Origin of the sequence: Paenibacillus sp. FSL K6-1566 (genome assembly GCF_038050475.1) — a bacterium.
GTDB classification, from domain to species: domain Bacteria; phylum Bacillota; class Bacilli; order Paenibacillales; family Paenibacillaceae; genus Paenibacillus_AQ; species Paenibacillus_AQ lactis.
On sequence record NZ_JBBOSR010000001.1, the window covers coordinates 1192241 to 1212383 of the forward strand.

The window sequence follows — 20143 nt, forward strand, 5'->3', positions numbered from 1 at the left end:
GCCATGGTCTATTACCTTGGTCGTTTATTTATTGTCGGCCTCTTATTTTGGTTTTTACGAACAGAACATACATTCGCTGACACCCTCTGAACACCTCAATAGTCTATCCTATATTTATTATCTACTGTTTTAAGGAATGGTGATCATATGGCCCAAGTGGAAACGGTCAAGAGACCGGATATGCTCTTTAACTTAATTACAGGCATCCAGAAATGGCAGGAAAATTTCGGTGTAATTCCAGACGAACTGTATACGGGGATGCTAATGTTTGCCCATTTGTCTGCGGAAGGTAATTCCGATCCTCCGGTAGATATTTATCAGTTGATACGAATTCTTCATAGACCCTCACATGAATGGGGGATCCAAGGCCTCCAGAACGACTACCCAGAACATTCCCCTCTACTTGATGAAGCTGTCGGTTTAGTTGCCGATACGGACGAGTTTATGAATCGCTATATTTCTCCGCAGGATGCGGAGCAGCAGAACATGTATGATATCTTGAAATACTGCAGAGAGGATGGTAGACAGCTGCAGGATGAATATACTGCTATCCGTACATTTCTGTCCGAACCTCAACATGCAGTAATTACTGCCCGTGAACTCAATGAATTTCTTGAAAATTTTCAGGATTCTGAACTCATTAATTTGATCAGGAATTGTTATCCGGAGATTACGCAAGAACTGTCAAATTTCCGAAAATGCCCGCATTGCGGCTGGACGATGAAATATAAACATGATCGTTGGCGATGTAATAAGGAGGATATTTGCCACTCGCTTGCTGATATGGAGATTCTAGCGCCGTTTGAGTTCGGAAAACAACGGGTTTTCCGTCTAAATCCAGGCATTCAGCGTTTTGTCCTTCTGCCCGGGATCTCTGAGCTTCGTCTGGCTAAGCGTTTGAGGAAAAAAGGTTACGAGGTTGATCTCTATCCGAACATTGATACATTTGATCTTTCTGTTAGGCAGGCAGGTCGGGAATTTTTCCTAGATGTTAAAGATTTTAAGGATCCGCGGACACTAGCTAATTTTTTTAATGAGCAACCCGCGTCTTATCTTGAAAAATATCAGGATCAGTGCCTTATTGTCGTTCCGCGATATCGAAGTTTGTTGTTCCAAGAGTATAAGAAAAGAGCGGAAATGTATTTGAATGAGACAGCTAGGAACTACATCCGAATTGTGATGGAAAATGAAGTAGAACAAGTGTTGGAGGATATATTTTGGTGAGGAAGACGTACTGGGAGTTGTCTGAGGAAATTGTCAGAGAGTTTGATTCGTTAAATCTCGGTAAACATGATATCTCAACATTAATCAATATAGAACTATTCATCACGGGCTGCCATATGATTGATCCAAAATTAAAAATCGAGCAAGCATGGTCGCTTTTGGTAGGTTACAACGATCCCGTTCTACCTGATCTGACACAGATTGAGATCATTACTCGTATGCGCATTCTTTTTGCTGAACTTCGTCATAAGAAGGTGCTATCTAGACGGTTAGGCAGATACTCTGAATTACACCGTGACTACCGGTTATATGACATCACGGAGGAAGGAATAGCTATACAAATATCGCCAAAATACAGAACGGATCGTTTGACCGTCTATAATCGGATTCTAAAGCAATATATCCCTAGAAAGCCAAGCACAAAAACATTTGCCGGTGCTGGCCAATTTAGTTACAAGCGCAGAACTCGTGGCTGTGATCCCAGTACTTTTCATGGCAGTATTCCCGATAGTTTATTGAAAGACCCTACAAGTCCCTTTCCAGCATATCGCTCTAAAACAATACGTTCACTGCCGTTGCCTTACAATGGGACTGAAATAGCTATGGAATTGGATGGATGTAAGAATGAGAGTACGATGTGGCATGATCGAGCCAAAACGGTCATTCTGGAATCCGTAAAAGGTAAGGAACAGGAGCTGATCTATAAAGGGAACATTCATATTGGTGGCGGATTAGGTGCAGGGAAATCGACCTTTATGATTTTGGAAACTTTCCGACTGGTAAAGAAGACGGGTGCCAAGATTGGTTTTATCGAAGGCAGTGTGGCTCAGGTACTGGAACGGGTTAAAGAGCTACGGCGTCTTGGCGTCCATGCAGTCCCCGTCATCGGTAGAATGGGACGAAGCAAGCATCAGCAAAATTATCTTGTCGCCAATATGAATCAAATTCAGAACATTAGTGAGTGGCAAAACGAGCAGTACGAATCACTTAAGCATGTATCCGATGTGTGCTTGATCAAAGCACTAGCCAAGGATTACGAACGAAATAAACCGTCCCCATGTTTGCAGTTACAACAGGAAAACGGTAAAGTTGTCTGTCCACTAGCCCATAAATGCGGGGTCTATCGCGATTTTGTGGATTTGCAAAATGCAGAAGTATGGGTGACCACGGCCTCTAGTGTGTTAAAAACACGCATTCCTGAAATCATTGATCCGTATTCCAGAACAATTTTTGAAGCCATGTATGACTTGTTAGATGTCATATTTGTAGATGAGGCGGATCAGGTACAGAAGCAATTCGATGAAGCATTTTTAACGGAGTACAATGTGTTCGGTTCGACTGAGGATATTTTTGAAAAGCTCAGATTTGAATCAAGCCAACTCACCAATGGCGAATATGGTCAATATGCCGGAGATTCAGCAATCATAGAGTGGAACGACCGCTTGCGAATGTTGGAACATATGGTCTGGCGGATTTATGCGAAGTTGAATGATTCGGCTACTTTAAGAAATGACATACGGAGTAATCTCATTCGGGTAGCGGGTCTAGCCGGAACGCTAAGTGAGAAATTATCCACAGATCCGAAGGAGCAGACACGGATCTTTAAATGGTTGATGGAGTATGCCTCTGAACCATATAAGGACAAGCGATTGTCGGGAATTGCAAATGATCTTATAGATACAGACAGCCCAGAACGAAAACAGGAATGGATTGAGGAGTTTATCGCCAAGGTAAAGGGAGAAGTAAAACCACGGGTGAAAAGGCAGCTTTTATACGCTCAGTTGGAGTTCTTCATTTACCTATGCCGTGCGGAAGAGAATATCAAATATATATTGACGGCATTTCCGATGATTCAGGTCAAATTAGGTCTGTCGATTGATTTTTCTCCACTTTTTACAATGCAGAAAGATTACGAAGCGTTTATGAAAGAAGCTATGACGGGAATCACGCTTGGTTACAAGTATGATCTGCCTGATGCTGAGAAGTCAGGAAAATTCAAATTGATCGAGTATACGGCGATTGGAAGATTGCTTTTGAAAGATTGGCACCAATTATATCAAGTTAGTGACGGGAAAGAAGGACCTGCAGTTGTCTTTCTATCCGGGACGAGCCATGCGCCTAATTCGGCGCATTATGATTTGGAAACTTCTTCAGACTGGTTGCTGAGAGCAGGGCGGCAAAGTTCCAAAATTCAGCTTTATTATAAACCTGTTCTTGATATGACCCGTGGAGAATTTTATGTAGTTTCCGGCGTTCGTGATCCAGAACATAAGAGTAACAATCTATCGGGCATGGTCAGACAATTAAAATCGGATGTGAATTATGAACTGGGTTATTGGCAACGGTTAGGAAAGCGGCGTCGGGTCTTGCTGGTCGTCAATTCTTATGACGATGTTGAAACTGTGCGACAAGTATTCTCAGATGATTCCGCTTGGGCAGGTCGATACAAAGCACTTGGCAGAGGTTCACAACTTAAGGAGGATGAACTTTCGAGAAGCCTGATTGAAACTTTCCATCTACAATCGGCAGAAGTATTGATAGTCCCCTTGTTGTCTGTAGGGAGGGGATATAACATCCTTGATGAGGAAGGTGGAGCCTTGTTTGGCAGTGTCTACTTTTTGGTACGGCCTTATCCGGTGCCGAATGATTTAAATTACTTGGTCCAGATATTGCATGCATATCTGCCTAAGTACATGAAGAGGATTCGAAAGCAAAGCCTTCATTACGATAGCGCCATCAATAAATTGCGCCAGATGAGTAGTGGCAAACTGGAGAGCATGTACCAAAAGCCCGATTATTGGTCTTTGCTTACTAACGATGAGCGGGAGATGATGGGCTGGTACACCTTTGTCCCTGTTTGGCAGATGATTGGCCGTTTGCTGCGAGGTGGTAGGGATGCCAGGGTCTTTTTCTGTGATGCCAAGTTTAGCGCTAAGCAGGCAGATGAGTCGGATGGGCTTTCTATGCTGGAAGTATGGAAAAACATAATGGTTAAGAACAGAAACGATGTACTATTTCAAAGCTTATATGGGCCGTTTATGGAAGCTATTCAACAGATGGAAATGGAGGATGAGGATATTGAAGAGTATTAAAATGATGCAGTTATTTGAATTGGAAGTCAAAGAGGAAGTCTTCTACGATGAAGTTGTTCATTTGATGTATATGCCGGAAAGCTGGCGAAACTATCTGAAGGATCAGACTTATTCAGAAGAGAGTTCATCACACAAAGGGAAAAGTTCGAATGAGTATAAGCTTGCATTTAAAGTGAAGCCATTAGGCCTAAAATTGCAAAGCATTTTTCCGGAAATTATTAACGTGGCAGTAGACTATAGATTTGTAGAAACGGATCTGCCATGGATTGTAGCAACAGAGAAAATATCGGAATCTCTAATCAAAAGATTAACTTTGGGCTGGTTGGCTTCTACCAAGAGATGTACGGTTTCTGAGTTGCCTGAAGATCTGAAGAAGGCCCAATTATCCTGGATTACGACCCGTTTTGGGGAGATAACTACAGATTCAACTCAAAAGTATATTGATAAATATCAATGGTTACCAGCACTTGCGGCCATTAAATTTTGCGCTAAACCTCGAAAAGTTGATCTAGGTCAGGGAATTATTAAGGAATTTCAGTTTTATCATACTATTTTTAATGGCAAACATGAGTGTGTCACAGAGCCCTACATGAAGTCTAATAAATACGATCCTTTTTCTTATGTTCTTAGAGTGAGCCTACAAAATCGAGGTGGAGATGCGAACAGAATGTTATTATCCGTTTCTGTGGGAAGACGGCGATATTTAAAGGATCCCAAGATAAAAATTGATAAGAAAACTAAGGAACTTGCATGTTATTTAAAAGACAATCACACATGCTCCGTCCTTGTATCCGTCCGCAACCCAGAGCTTGATCAAAATACTAAGTCTTTTTCACAACTTCAATTTGAACGATTCGTGCATAAAGACAAAGGGACCTTTACACGATGGAGGACTGCGTTGGATAATCTCTACTGGGATATATTGTATGGCGCAGAGTTTGAAGCTGATATGTTACTGGCCCAACCAACTGCTTATCTTGAGGGAAAAGGGGAAATCACGGCCTGGGTTGTTAACCATAATTCATTTAAAAATGCAGGTAACTGGGTCAAAGCAGGATTAGGTATATCGGAAAAAAGAGGCTTATTCAATGCTTTTGAAGAAGTGCTTGCTGAATACGATATGAAGTCACTGCCAGCTATTATGGAAATCCCCAGAAATAAAATGAATAACCAACGCCTTCCGATCGTCTCTCATAAGGATCAAGATATTATTATTGAAGTATACAGCAGTAAAGAAATGTTTGTAGCGATGAAGCAGGCATATACCACACCCCATAAATTTATAAATATAATCCCAAAGGGAGAAGAAGGAGTTGTAATTTTCAAGCGTCAAATTTCGGATGATGTCTACGAACTTAACAGCGACAAAGTAGTTACCATCGAATTTGTACATCGGGACCCGGAGGGCATTGTAAGTGAGCTGGAGATAGGCACTTATACGGCTGATATTGCTTACTCAAAGCTGGTTGATCGAATTAAAAAGAAGCTGGGTTCAAATACAAAACATTCTGTTAAAAAGACGCTAGCTCTCATTGAAATAAACGGTAAAGATTCATGGCGTGATGGGGCCGATCCGAAAGCAGCGATCAGAGATGCGATGAAGCAGTCTGGGCGTTTATCGCAATTTATCGAACCACTTACCGTTAAAAAGGATCATTCTGAACATATCACCGTTGAAAATAACGAAGACAATGGGAGTAAAGCGGATACGGGACGCATGGTCAACGCATTGCTTGATTTGTTGAATGATGCTGGTTTTCTAAGTCATAATGTAACCAAGCTCAACGAATTCAAATCAATCCTGTCTTTCAACGTGCTTAAAGCTGATAAGGATTACTTGCCTGTCGTTTCTAAAATGGATGGAGCGGAGGTTATGATCAGAATGCTTGGTGTCGACACTTGGGTCCCTCTAGGAGAGGCGCCTTTCCATTTGGAAATTGCAAAGATGCTTAAAAAGCCGCAGAAAAATAAGAACAATAGCAGCGCAGTTTTTAAGAGATTTGTCTCGCAAATTATTGAAAATGAGTTGGACCGTGATGATAGGCCGATCGTTGTCATGATGAATGCCAAGTTAAGAAATGGATGGTTGGATGTTCTTCAAAATCCTCGTATACAATATGAGGTTGTTCCTTATTTAAATGAGCGTTTGGCGAATGAATCTCGAATTCAGTTTATCCGGATTAATACCACCCAGGATGTGCCCCAGTATCGAATCTTTAGCCCGGATAATGAAGAACAACCAATGAAGGCAAGTGGTATTTTTAGAGATCCTTTAGGAATCTATTATGGAGTAGGTGGAAGACCTAGTGCTTGGCAAGGTTCCCGTGTTACGGATATAAAGTTTACTAGTCCATCTAAGCTTCTGCTACAACAACGAGCAGTTGAGTGTATTCCATTAGGACCGCTGGACGAAAACGAACGTGATGAACTGGCTTATTTGGTTGATCAATTACGAAGAGTAGGTTTGACGTTTGATACCCATACCGTTGATCCGTACCCAATTAAGGTAATGAATATTTTATCCAAGTATCTTACAGGGAAACAAGAGTTTTTTGATGATGAATTTGATGATGAGGTTGAAGTAGTAGAGGAGTTTGATGAAGTTCCTGTTGTTGTAAATTAAAGTTAAACCAGTCAATGCTCTTAGGATTGAGAAGGCATTAAATTAAACATCCCCCAAGATGATTCGTTCTTTTACGAATCATCTTTTATTTTCTCGTATTTTCATGTCGAATAAAGCAGATACACCCATTATTTAGTGTTATTATAGAACTAATTGGCAATCGCTGTAGGTCTACAGGACTGAGAAACAAGAATTATAGGAGGATATGGAAGTGGAGAGCAGAATATCATGCGAATGGTTGTATAGCGAAACCGTGAACTACGCTATGCAGCAGAACCATGTTCCTGTTATGAAGAGCATCATCTTAACGAATACAACGGGTGAAGATATCAAGGGAATCACGGTGAAGCTAGAATCTGAGCCGCAATTTGCATATGAATGGAAGAAGGATTTTGACATGCTTCCAGCAGGGCAATCCTTGGATATAGGTACGATTGATTTACATATGTCGACCTCATTTTTGGGGGATTTGTCGGAACGCATATCAGGTACATTGACATTGACGGTATGGCAGAATGACACCGAATTGTTCAAGCAACGCGGCTCGATTTCCGTCCTTGCCTTTGATGAATGGAGTGGGCTTGCCGTATTGCCTGAGATGACCGCTGCTTTTGTCACGCCAAATCATCATCAAGTGGCCGAGATCGTACGGGAGGCGGGCACCATTCTGGAGCAATGGTCGGGAAGCCCTTCGTTTACAGCTTATCAGAGTAAGGATCCCAACCGGGTACGTATGCAGGCCGCTGCAATCTACTCGGCTTTGCAGAATCGCGAGATTTCCTACTGTGTAGCTCCTCCTAGTTTTGAGTTGATCGGTCAGCGTATTCGTCTTCCTGAGACCATCTTCACGCATGGCCTGGGGAATTGTCTGGATCTTTCCATGCTATATGCTGCTTGTATGGAGGCGGTGGGTCTACATCCCCTGATCATTTTCACGAAAGGGCATGCGTTTGCCGGAGTCTGGCTTGTAGAGGAGACGTTCTCGGAGACGGTTCAAGATGATATATCGTTATTAACGAAAAGGCTCGCAGCGGGAATAAATGAAATCTGCGTGGTGGAGTCTACGGCTATGGTAAAGGGGGATCGTATTCCATTTGATCAAGCGGCTATGCTAGCCGAGGAGCATCTGAGAGATCCCGATTCATTCGATGGCTTGGTCGATATTCGAAGAGCACGCGCAGCAGCCATACGACCGTTACCACTGCGTACGAAGGCGACAAATGGATGGGTCATTGAGGAGACTCGTGAGACGAAGATCCATGAAAGTGCTGCTCCGGAACTTCTGGAAGTGCTGGAAAAACCATTGGAAGTTGAATCGTTGCAGCCTACAACGCGGCAAAAGCAATGGGAGCGTAAGCTGCTGGATTTGACGCTTCGTAATTCACTGCTCAATTTTCGCTTAACCAAATCGAGCATTCCGGTCATTTCTGCCCAGTTGGGAGATTTAGAAGATGCTCTGGCTGACGGCGATGAATTTCAACTGTTGGCTAGGCCCAGTGACTGGGAGGACAACGGGCGAAACGCCAGCTTGTATCAAAGTGTGAATGCCAATCACCCACTCGTTAAATTGTTGCAAGAAGAATTCGTCCGGAGACGACTGAGAGCCGATTTGAATGCTCAAGAGCTAGAGAAAAGAATTGTACATATTTATCGGTCTGCCCGAACTTCATTGGAAGAGAATGGGGCTAACACGCTTTTTCTTGCGTTGGGTCTCTTGAAATGGTATGAGTCACCGGTTAGCGAACTTCCTCGATATGCGCCGATTGTGCTGATTCCTGTAGATATTTTGCGAAAATCTTCACGACAAGGCTATGTCATTCGGGCGAGGGATGAAGAACCGCAAATTAATATTACACTGCTGGAGATGCTCAGGCAGGATTTCGGTATCGGCATCGATGGCCTGGATCCGCTTCCGAGGGATGAGAAAGGCATTGCCTTGAAACAGATCTTTAACGTTATTCGACATGCATTAATTCAAGTATCCCGCTTTGACATCGAGGAAACGGCTAATCTCGGATTGTTTTCTTTCGGGCAATTTGTAATGTGGAATGACATTCGCACGAGAGCGGATCATTTGGCGGAGAATCAAGTGGTGGCGAGCCTTATTCAGGGGCAATTACAGCTACAGGAATCTGTGGAAGTGAAGCCCGAGCCGCTCGATGATGAAGAGCATCCGGCTCACTCGTTGATTCCGGTCAGTGCAGATTCTTCACAATTGTCGGCCATTCGCGCGGCGCTTAAGGGGCAAAGCTTTGTGCTGCACGGCCCTCCAGGAACCGGGAAGTCCCAGACCATTACGAATATGATTGCTAGTGCTCTGGCCAATGGGAAGAAAGTGCTGTTCGTAGCGGAGAAGATGGCAGCATTGTCCGTTGTTCAGCGAAGATTAGAACAGATCGGTTTGGGCCCTTTTTGCCTGGAACTTCACTCCAACAAAAGCACTAAGCGAGCAGTCCTTGACCAATTAAGCAATGCGATTGATGTGCAGCGGATACAGTCTAGCGAGTCATGGAAAAGACAAGCAGATCGCTTGTTCCAGTTGAGAGAGACGTTAAACGGTTATGTAAAAGCCCTTCATCGAAAACATGCTTTTGGCTTATCTTTATTTGAAGCGATATCGGAGTATGAGAGAGCGGGTGAAGCACCGGATGTCGTTACGTTCAATGACGCAGCGATTGAAGGACTGGTCCCGGATACCTTGGTTGCATGGAATGACACGGTTGCTCAATTAATCGCAGCCGGGGCTGCCCTTGGCAATCCGGGCACGCACCCTTGGGCTGACTCTAAGGTTACATCCTATACACAGGAGCTGAAGGCAAACGCAGAAGTATTAATAAAGAGCTACATTGTAGAGCTTGAGGGACGTCAGAAAGCGATGAATGAAGCGCTGACGCATTTCAAGCTTGGAGCTCTTCCGATGACTCAAGACAAAATCTCCATACTTGCACAGTTGTGTGAGCTGGCTAGCCGTGTACCGGATATTAAACCTGCCCTCATGCAAGAGATCAATCTCGAAGAATCGGTTGAAAGGCTAAAGGCCGCAGCACTTCAGGGCAAACGCCGAGACCAGATTAGAGATCGGGTTGCCAAACTATTCACTGCAGAGACTCAGCGTCTAGATGCCCAAATGATGTTATCTACTTGGGATAGCTTGGAGCTAAAATGGTTCCTTCCGAAATGGGCCGGGCAAAATCGCATTTTAAATATGCTGAAGAAAATGACGGTTCCCGGTCAAGGGATAGCCAAGCAGGATGTCAGATCTCACTTGCTGGATATCATTTCCCTGCAGGAAGAGGAACAGAAGTTAAGTCGAGCAAGGGACGAATCCGCTCCATTCCTTGGTTCCTCGCTGATCTGGGATGACGAAGGCAAGTGGGACGACCTCATGGAGACTTGCGAGTGGCTGAATCGATTGCATGCAGCGTTAACGGCTTGGTTTGAAAATACGACCGATGCCCATCACGCAAGAACACAGATTGCAGAATTTATGGTTGAGCTTCGTGGGAATGCTGCGCTGAATCAATCGATACAGTCTGTACTCCGCAGTCATGAACAAGTGAAGCATCAGGAAAAGGAGCTCCGCGATCTATTGCAGATTGACTTTGAGCGTATGGCGCATCAGTCTCAGGATTTGGACTGGCACGATGATCTCCTGGAAAAAGCAAATGGATGGATATCTCATCTAGATGTATTGAGAGATTGGTGTACGTGGCAAAGAGTGCGATCGCAGGCGGAGGAGCAAGGACTTCTCCCTCTTGTCATTCCATACGAAGAAGGGCGTCTATCTAATGACCAGTTGAAGGATGCTTTTGAACGTGGACTCTATAAAAAAATAGCGAATTACATCATTGCGCGTGATGAGCAATTCGTGTCATTCTCCGGCAATGTATTTGAAGAGACCCTACTTCGCTTCAAAGAAGCCGACGAGGAATATACGAGACTAACCCAACAAGAAATTGTGGCCAGGCTTTCTTCGAGAGTCCCTCAAATGTCGCAGGAAGCATCGCAAAGCTCGGAAGCCGGCATTCTTCAGCGGGCGATTCGCAGCGGCGGGAGAAATATGTCAATTCGCAAACTGTTTGAACAGATTCCGAATTTGCTGCCGCGATTAGTGCCCTGCATGTTGATGAGTCCGATTTCTGTAGCACAGTACCTCGATCCTGAACGGTCCCCATTCGATATGGTGATATTTGACGAAGCCTCTCAGGTGCCAACGGCACAAGCGGTTGGGGCACTGGCAAGGGGACAACAGTCTGTCATCGTAGGTGATCCGAAACAGCTGCCACCAACGAGCTTCTTTTCGAAGAGCCGTCAGGAAACGGAGGAAGAGGAACCGGCGCTGCAAGACATGGAGAGCATATTGGATGATTGTTTGGCGCTTGGAATGCCGGAGCGACATCTGACCTGGCATTATCGTAGTCGGCATGAAAGCCTGATCGCTTTCAGTAACGCTCATTACTACGAAAATAAGTTAATGACCTTCCCATCTCCGGATGAACCCGTTTCAAGTGTGAAATGGTGCCCTGTCGAAGGATATTATGATCGGGGACGTACGAAACAGAATCGAGCGGAGGGTGAGGCTGTCGTTGCTGAGATTGTTCGCCGCATTAAGGATCCGGTCTTGCGTCAACAGAGCTTAGGGGTCGTCACGTTTAGCTCCATTCAGCAAACCTTGATTGAGGATATGCTTGAAGAAGTACTGAAGCAAGAACCGGAAGTGGAAATGCTCATGATGCAAATGCCGGAACCCCTATTCATCAAAAACCTTGAGAATGTTCAAGGGGATGAACGGGACGTTATTTTGTTCTCAGTAGGATATGGGCCTGATGCAAACGGTAAGGTAAGCCTGAATTTTGGCCCATTAAACCGGCAGGGAGGTTGGAGACGGTTAAATGTTGCCGTATCAAGAGCTAGGTATGAAATGCTGGTATTCTCAACACTGCACGCCCATCACCTGAATGCGAGCAGGATCAGCAGCGAAGGTGTACTAGGCTTAAAAGCGTTCCTTGAGTATGCGGAAAAAGGAAAACGGATCCTGCCTGCAAGCGAGGCGTCGTCTCAAGCGCTTCAGGTTTCGCATGTTCACCGAAGTCTGGCCGCTGAATTGAAGAAGCGCGGATACCAAGCAGATCTATATGTCGGGGCATCGGGATATCGCATTGATTTAGCGGTATTGGACCCTGAGTCCGATCATTATGCATTAGGGATTCTCCTTGACGGACCGATGTATCAAAATGCGGATTCTGCACGGGATCGTAATATTTTGCGGGAAGAAGTCCTTAAGCAGCTTGGCTGGAATTTGTTGAGGGTGTGGAGTCCGGATTGGTGGGACAATAGAGAAGGCGTAATGGACCGTATTGTGGAAGCTGTTAAGCGAGGAAGAGAGGTCAAGAAGCTACGGGTTCAGTCCCAAGCTGAAGCAGCAGTGACTCATGAACAAGTGACATTTGAACGTTCACAGAATCCTCCGGTAAGAAAGGATAAGGATCATCTTGTTCAACCTGCACAGCCCCAGAAACCGAAAGAGATGCACCCTTACCATGTCTGCGTTCTGGATGCTGTTTCTTTAGGGTCGGATTGGTTTCATTCCCCAGAATCGACGGAGCTCCTTTTGGGTCAAATCCGAAAGGTCATTCAAGAAGAGGGACCTATTAGCCGGAGTTTACTTACAAAACGTATTTTACAGGCATGGGGCATTACCAGACTTGGAGCACGATTGGATCAGAGGTTTACAGAGTTGTTGATGAAGATACAACCTGCGCATACGGAAGTGAACGAAATGACCTTCTTGTGGCCAGAGGAAATAAAACCATCCGAGTATGGCATTTACAGGGTAGCCACAGATGACGCTCAGCGGCGAATGGCCGAGGATTTACCTCCGGAAGAAGTAGCGGTTGCCGTGAAATCCATTCTGTCTTCTCAAATTAGTCTTCCCTATGATGAGCTAACGAAACAAGTCGTTAAGGCGCTCGGATACGCTAGATCCGGCAGTTCTCTGGAGAAGTCGATTAAATCGGGGATTCAAAGAGCTATAGAGCTGGGCTTCGCTTATGAAGATGAAAATCAGCGGGTGGTTGTGAAGTAATTAAACCAAGTTACTCTCTATGTTACCATAAGGCTAATCAATGGCTGCTCAATGAGCAGTCTTTTTTTTATGCCGATTTTGGGTTCCGAACTTACGTTTGCTGGCATTCCCATGTCACCACTATTCTTTAAACTATGGATAAATGAGGAATTAGTGATGGAGGAATCCCATGAAACCAAGAAACCGTGCAATGCATTTGGAGATTAAACAAGTCATTGAGAAGTTAGGTTTAACGAGTGATAAAGTAACAGAGTTTTATAATGAAATGAAGGAAAAGTATAGGGAAGAGGAGCAAAAATCTGATGAAAGCTGCGATCCCGATCCACATAAAGAGGATTAAACCAATAACGATTTGGTTGTCATTCGGATTAGTAGTAGGTCATTAGTAATAGTATTGAAGTTAGAGAATAATCTGCAATGGTTCTATAGAAGGGTTTCATCGATTTCTGGCGAATGGATGTATGTGTTGACGAGGATCGTCGATTGATGTTGTGAAAATGATTAAGAGGTGATGTTCTCAACAACAAAGTGTTGACGAATGTGAAAAAGCAAGGCGGTTTAGTTTCTTATGTGTTATTTTGCAATGTTCCCTATGAGGGACATTGTTTTTATTTTAACAAGAACACATATTCGATGACAAGGTTTGTTACATAGATATTCTATAATAGAGTGGCAATCTGTAATTGACTAAGCTTAAGTTATAACTTGTCACGAAGCTACTTCAAGGAGAGATAGGGGGATCATTTTCATTTTAGCGATATAAATTAAGGAGGTAGAACTATGAATGAGACTGATGAACTCTACTATAAGATCAACCGTTTTGTTACGAACAACCATTTACTGGAGCTTCTAACTGCCAAGATCAATGAGTTTAATCCTTTTAAGGTACTGAAAGTGGATCAATTTGAAATAAGACATTCTAATATGTTGGCATGGCTCTTAAGTCCGCAAGAGAACCACTTTTTAAGTGATATGGTATTGAAAAAATTAATTGCTGAGGTACTATGCAGGGATATTGAAGTCAAAAATCACCAGTTGCAGATATCGGATGTACTGTTAAGCAGCTTTTTCGATGCAGAGGTTTTGCGTGAATGGAGAAACATCGATATCCTTGTCATTTCAAAAAGCAACGATTTCATCCTGTTTATTGAGAATAAAGTACATGCAGGTTTAGCACATCACCAGCTGGAGAAGTACATAAATCTAATTAAGGACAATTACCCGGGGATCAAGAATATCATTCCGCTATTTTTAACTCTAAATGGAGATGAGGCTCCACATCCGGAATATTATCATTTAGGTCATGGTGATATTTTGTCTATATTAAATTCAATTCTCACTTTGAATAAAGATCATATGAACACAAAAGTATACGATTTTATTCGCTACTATACTAGAACTTTGGAGGTGCTAACCATGCAAGATGAACAACTCATTAAACTTTGTCGTGAGATTTATAAGCACCATAGAGAAGCAATAGAAACGATCATTAAGTATGGAGTCACTTCCATATCAACACTTAATCAAGCGACGGAAATATTGAGATCTGAACTTGATTGTATAGGCCACCATGAAGATCCAGATTCATATCTTAGTGATACACAGTATTGGTTTATCCCTTCATCTTTAGATCAGTTACTTCCTCGGCTAGTGAATAAATGGAGGTCGCCAAGGCCGATTACTTATTTCTTTGCAGCTGAAGAAACAAGACTACGCCTTATCCTGGAAGTAGGACCCATTGCAGACGGTAATAAAAGACATGCTTTGCTAAATTACTTAAATGATAACGATCCAGATAACCTATTCTCTATTAAGTCTACTGCCTTGAAAAAAAAGGATGGGACTTTTACACGACTTCGCTCCAAAAGCGTTGACGTGAATGATTGGTCAGATGTTGATCATGTTGTGGATCGCATGAAACATTTATTGGAGAAAGTATTTAAGTATAATGAAGTTAACACCTATCTAGTTTCGTTTCTACAGAACTTTCAGCTTGGTACCCCTGACGATACTATATAAATACACCATACTAGCAAGCAGAGATCTAAAGTCGGCTAAGAGACTTGGAGATCAACTGAACTTTCACCACTATTTTGTTGGAATGTTGAAGTCTCCGACTACTGGAGGCGAACATCTAAGTATCTAGTTTTACCTCTCATAATCCTCAAGTAGAGCCAAAGGCTTAACTTTAGCGCCCTTGCTAATGCCATAATCATTAGCAGAGAGGGCGCTTTTCACTGTTCTCCAGCTCACTGATATAGGAAGGACTGATCTACACGGGATTAGGCTGGGCTCGTCCTGGTAAACTTCGTACCTTTCCGAGGGCTTCGTAGAACCGTGACTCCCTACATCCTCCCACCTATAATAATGGTCATATTACTGAAAACCTCGCTCGTAATAAAGTCCCGTATCTACTGAGAAAAAGATATGCCCTCCCTTTAAATGTTTGTTTAATTATGGGAAGGAATAAAAAAATAAGAAAAAAAGGAAACATTTATTGATCTTAAGGCGTTAATTAAAATATACGGATAATTTCTTCAGTAAGTTATTTTTTAACATCTTAGATCTTAGTTAGGGGTAATGCGTGGCTTGATGTTATGACATATAGAGGGGGGATAAACTTTATCATGTAAATAGGGTCCATGGTCTTGAAGAATATAATGCAAAAAACGATCATTAAAAACTAAAGGAGGCTTATCAAAATGAGACACCGCAAATTTATTCTTACCGCTATATTTTCCTTAATATTTACTGTAAGTTTCATAACACAAACTTTTGCTGCTTCCAGAGATCTCCCCTCATATCCAATTGCTAAACAAGAAAAGGATAGTTGGTGCTGGGCGGCAGTAAGTTCTAGTGTCCTTAAGTTTATGGCGAGTAAAAACGTTTATCAGTGTGATTTCGTAAAGAAAGTGAAGTCCACTAGTACCTGTGCTAATGTTTCGGCTACAACGACGGAAGCTCAGAGCGGTATGCATAGCTATGGAGTATCATCAAACTATTATTCAGGGAATTTAAATGTATCTCAAGTTCAAAGTCAAATCGATGGGGGACGTCCTGTGTACGTTAGTTGGAAATGGAATAGTCCGACAGCGATAGATGGCCATGCCGTTGCTATCTACGGCTATAGCAATACACCTACCTATACTTGGTACATGAACTATCTGGACCCTTGGGATGGAGTAAAAACATCGATGGAATACTCAAAATTTAATGGAGGATCAGGTGCAGACAGAACCTGGAGATGGGGATTAAAGGATTTCTGGCATTACAATTAACTACATTACAAAAAAAGGAGGAAGCTAATAAATGAGACAAGTAAAATATTTTTCTGTGTTCTTGATTAGTATATTTATCTGTTTTATTTCAGTACAAAACATTTATGCTAGTACAAATATTCCAGAAGATATTCAAAAGTATGCAGAAGGAACTGGGCTTGAGGAATTTAAGAAATTAATTCTCGAAGATCCAGTTGGATATGGCTATGCCGATAAAGATGAGGTGAATAATGTTACGCTTGGACCAGGTTTTGAAGTTCATTTGTTTGACGCTAGTAAGTTCAATAATGTTTCTACAAGTTTAATCGATGTTTCAAAACCAACTGGACAATATGAATTTATTGTCATGTCAAATGGATTAGGCAAATCTTTTCTCACCATCGAAAGGTATGAAGATAGTTTCAGAGTAGTGGTTGCAGGAGGAGATGCATCTAGATTGGCTAAGTCATTAGACATAATGACAAATACACTTTCTACAAACAGTGATTACACTGATCCGGTTTTAATTAAAGACGGAAATATTAGGTATCTAGTAGCAAACTTGAATGGTAAAGAAGTAAATATCCCAGACGTTCCGGCAGAAAAAAATGCATTGATGGGTGGGATGGACAATAATCAGTTATGGGATTCCGAAAAAACAATCAGCTTTCTAAAACAAGTCCAGTCACATGGTGGAAATCCTGATGCAGATGGAACTGGAGGTTATCCGATTTTAGAATCTAACGCTTCGAACGGTGTAAACAACTACTTCTTAACCGCAGTCACTAGTTTATTAGTTGCAGCTGTATTTACTTTCATCGTTTACTTGTTATTTAAGAAGAAGCCAATTAAGAAATAAGAATGTTAAACAAGAATAATTTCATAAATAACAAGCCCTATATTTATAGCGGCTTGTTTTTTTATCGTGCTAATCTTCTAATATTTTCTTTAGATCATTAATTTCTTCTCTGAGTTTCAAGGTTTCAGCCTTATCAACTGTAATTTTACTACTCTAATGGAAAGTGCATCACCAACCCGACAATCATCAGGTAGCATCTCTTTTGAGATGTATTCGGTTCCACCCTTAACTTTTCTACGGAATGATAACCATCATTGGTTCTTGTTAGAGTCCGGTGAACCTGAGTACCAATTCTTTAGGTACATTAGGGATCGTTCCGTTGAGCTTTTAAAAGAGCGAATGAGCAGTACAGGATGGAGCTATGTCCAGCAAGAAGGCTCTAATTATCGTTAGTCTCCTGCAATCCTGAATCACTTAGAAATTGCTCGCGAAGCTCTCTTTTATTTTTACCTAAAGCATACTTAACGCTAATATCAACGACATTGCCATGCGAACGAAGTGCGGGGAATTGGTCGGTCCAACGAAAAAACAACCGGATCTGCTTTATAAGTCTTCGAATCATCAGCTCCGCAAGGGGATTGGAATCATCCGGGCATAGGTTTACGGTATTGGGAAGATGCTGCGGATTGTTCTTGGCTATTTCCTCATTGATGGAGCCGTCGATATACTGGACGCTGATTTCCCGATCCTTTCTCTCGTATTCTCGACCGCAGAAACGACATACAGCCGATCCGAACATGTTCAGTGCCACCAAGGGCGAGAATAATGAAGGATAAATTAACCCATCTATTCGCCCCTTTTTTACGGTATGTCATGTCCGTAACTCCCTTCATCCTCCCACCTATAATAATGGTCATATTATTGAAAACCTCGCTCGTAATAAAGTCCCGTATCTAACTGAGAAAAAGATCCTAGTTTTAAGTGACATAGCAAGGCCTTGAGAACCTTTTCCATATAATTCAAGTGGAGTAAAATATTTAAGTTAGCTATGATCGGAGATCGGGTTCAATCCCGAAAGCAAGATGGAGAGGTTGTTATGAGTAGAATTTTGGTCACGCCGGAGATGTTGCTGCGCGTTGCAGAGCAATGCTCCAGGGCACATGAACAGCTGGAAGCAATGATACACATGCTGAATCAGAACATTCATATGCTGGAGTCTGCCTGGGAAGGTACGACGAGATCTCGTTTTTACGCGGATTTTCAGCAGGCGCATCGGGAGATGACGCAGACTACGGAGCATATCCATCGGACAAGCCTGGAGCTGAGAGGGATTGCCCAACGGTTTAAGTCAGCAGATGAGCGGGGACAACCGATCCAAGTTGCTGGGCATGTGCTGGGAACATCCCCTTTGATGAGGGGACCCGCAGTCTATAGGGCCGTAGAGGATATGGGGAGAAAAGCGGAGGAAACCTGGAATTCGGTGCAGCAGGAAGCCGGGAAGGCATGGGACACCGTGAAGCAAGAAGCAGGGGAAGTATGGGAGGGCGTAAAGATCGGGGCCGCCCAGTTAGGGAACTCGTTAAAGGATACGGGGATATCCTTGTACGAAGATCCACTTGGAACCGGGAAAGAGATGCTCTATAATGCAACCATCGGGACGGTCGAAGAAATTTGGAACACGGGGATGTGGGCCGGCCGAATGCTTTTTAGCAATGAGTACCGCGAAAAAGTTGCAGAAGACGTAAAGGTAGAAGTCGATTCAGCAGGTGGTTGGTCCAATTATTTGGGGCAGGCGGCAGCATTGATCGTTGGGGAGGTTATTCTCAACCGTGCTGGAATTAGGGGGAGAGGCCCGCTGAATAATAAGCATAATGATCTTGGTGGCGGAAATAGTGGCGGTAATGGTGGCGGTAATGGAAGCGATAACGGGGATGGGACACCTAAAGCTTCGAATGTTGATAGTATAGTTAAGGACGGAAATAAAACGAAATACACGAACCAAGCAGGAAATGAATTAACTTGGGTAGATCAACATCCGAAAAATATTAATCGTGATATTGATGATTTTTTGAATAGTTCTAACGTTGGTAAAGCTACTGAAGCAAAGGTTGCTAATTTTTTGAGAAATGAAACTGAAGTTGTCGGATTTGGACAAAGAATAATAAAAAAAGATGGTCAACCTGCCGGTGATTTAGATGTTGTTACCAAGAATGCAATAATTGAAGTTAAGGCATCGATTAAAGGTGTTGATGCAGAGCAATTTTTGAAGATGACTAAGCAAAACCATCCGGATTTTTTCAATCCTGAGAACAAAGATATAATTCTCTATATTGATAAGCCGCTAGCTAACTTAAGACCTGAGCATTCTAAGATGCTGGAAGATATAAAGTCACAAGGTGTAACCATTGTCAATTCATTGGAAGATTTAAAGGAGGCACTGAGATAGAATGGGAACCACTGCTTTTATTTTGACAGATCGTGAAAAATATACGCCGGAAAAGTTCTTGGCGGATACAATTGTAGCAACCTTTCATTCGGATGCTAAACTTATCTTTGAGAATTATAAAAATTACAAAGAGGGACGATTCTCATCAACAACATTGAATATACTTGACCATTCCTATAATAGCGAAGAGAATAACTACCAATTTATTTTGTATGTAAAGGCTAGAGAGAATTCTAGTATCCTTTTCAGTGACTATGATGATCTTGGGTTGAATTCAGACCGCGAATTATTTCGGATAGGGACTATTGAAGAGGTTTATGGAGCAGAGAAGGTTATTTTTCGTTTTATCTATGAATATCTGAAGATTAACCCGGATGATTACTTTTGGGTAGCAGATTATGATTGGGTCTACAGTTGGGAAGACATGCAAAGATTAAAATCGTTACCTTATGATTCTGATTGGTGTTATAAAAATCCTAAATATTAGAATTGCCAGTCAATGCATTTGCGTGTAGATCTTTCGTCGCGAGCCTTTTCCGGATATTGCATTACCAGGGCATACGCCAGTTTTGATTCTGATATAATACAATAAGCAGCTATACGCAGAGGTGGCGAAT

Annotated in this window: 11 protein-coding genes; 10 read left to right on the forward strand and 1 reads right to left on the reverse strand. The window is 42.6% G+C overall.

All coding sequences use genetic code 11. The annotated features are described in order from the left end of the window. Positions 1 to 147: 147 nt before the first annotated feature. The 8 genes from NST08_RS05125 to NST08_RS05160 all read left to right on the forward strand — a co-directional run bounded on the left by NST08_RS05125 (position 148) and on the right by NST08_RS05160 (position 17140). Positions 148 to 1224, forward strand: coding sequence for a restriction endonuclease-related protein (locus NST08_RS05125; protein WP_210095737.1), 1077 nt, complete (start codon positions 148 to 150; stop codon positions 1222 to 1224). Next, positions 1221 to 4316 (forward strand): pPIWI_RE_Z domain-containing protein, encoded by a 3096-nt coding sequence (locus NST08_RS05130; RefSeq protein ID WP_341342614.1) that lies wholly within the window; start codon positions 1221 to 1223, stop codon positions 4314 to 4316. Before NST08_RS05125 ends, NST08_RS05130 begins: the two co-directional genes overlap by 4 nt. Continuing rightward, positions 4303 to 6939 carry a pPIWI_RE module domain-containing protein gene (locus NST08_RS05135; protein WP_341341541.1) on the forward strand — a complete coding sequence of 879 codons (2637 nt, stop codon included), beginning with the start codon at positions 4303 to 4305 and terminating at the stop codon, positions 6937 to 6939. The genes NST08_RS05130 and NST08_RS05135 overlap by 14 nt, the downstream gene beginning before the upstream one ends. Positions 6940 to 7150: 211 nt before the next feature. After that, the gene (locus NST08_RS05140) at positions 7151 to 13024 is read left to right on the forward strand and encodes a DUF3320 domain-containing protein (RefSeq protein WP_341341542.1); all 5874 of its coding nucleotides are present in this window, start codon (positions 7151 to 7153) and stop codon (positions 13022 to 13024) included. 169 nt (positions 13025 to 13193) lie between these two features. Further along, positions 13194 to 13364: a hypothetical protein gene (locus tag NST08_RS05145; RefSeq protein ID WP_341341543.1), complete on the forward strand. Its 171-nt coding sequence runs from the start codon at positions 13194 to 13196 to the stop codon at positions 13362 to 13364. Positions 13365 to 13804: 440 nt separating this feature from the next. Next, a complete protein-coding gene (locus tag NST08_RS05150; protein WP_341341544.1) occupies positions 13805 to 15043 on the forward strand; it encodes a PDDEXK-like family protein in 1239 nt (412 codons plus the stop codon). 683 nt (positions 15044 to 15726) lie between these two features. Then, positions 15727 to 16302 carry a papain-like cysteine protease family protein gene (locus NST08_RS05155; RefSeq protein WP_028404407.1) on the forward strand — a complete coding sequence of 192 codons (576 nt, stop codon included), beginning with the start codon at positions 15727 to 15729 and terminating at the stop codon, positions 16300 to 16302. Positions 16303 to 16333: 31 nt separating this feature from the next. After that, on the forward strand, positions 16334 to 17140 hold the full coding sequence (locus NST08_RS05160; protein ID WP_251536545.1) for a hypothetical protein: 807 nt from the start codon (positions 16334 to 16336) through the stop codon (positions 17138 to 17140). 379 nt (positions 17141 to 17519) lie between these two features. Here the strand turns inward: NST08_RS05160 and NST08_RS05165 are convergent, their stop codons facing one another. Next, positions 17520 to 17879, reverse strand: a complete 360-nt coding sequence (locus NST08_RS05165; protein WP_341341545.1) for a hypothetical protein — start codon at positions 17877 to 17879, stop codon at positions 17520 to 17522. A gap of 297 nt (positions 17880 to 18176) precedes the next feature. On the opposite strand from NST08_RS05165, the gene NST08_RS05170 reads away from it, so the two are divergent. Further along, positions 18177 to 19526 (forward strand): WXG100 family type VII secretion target, encoded by a 1350-nt coding sequence (locus NST08_RS05170; RefSeq protein WP_244869185.1) that lies wholly within the window; start codon positions 18177 to 18179, stop codon positions 19524 to 19526. A 1-nt stretch (position 19527) separates the two neighbouring features. Next, positions 19528 to 20013 carry a hypothetical protein gene (locus NST08_RS05175; protein WP_028404404.1) on the forward strand — a complete coding sequence of 162 codons (486 nt, stop codon included), beginning with the start codon at positions 19528 to 19530 and terminating at the stop codon, positions 20011 to 20013. Positions 20014 to 20143 lie beyond the last annotated feature (130 nt).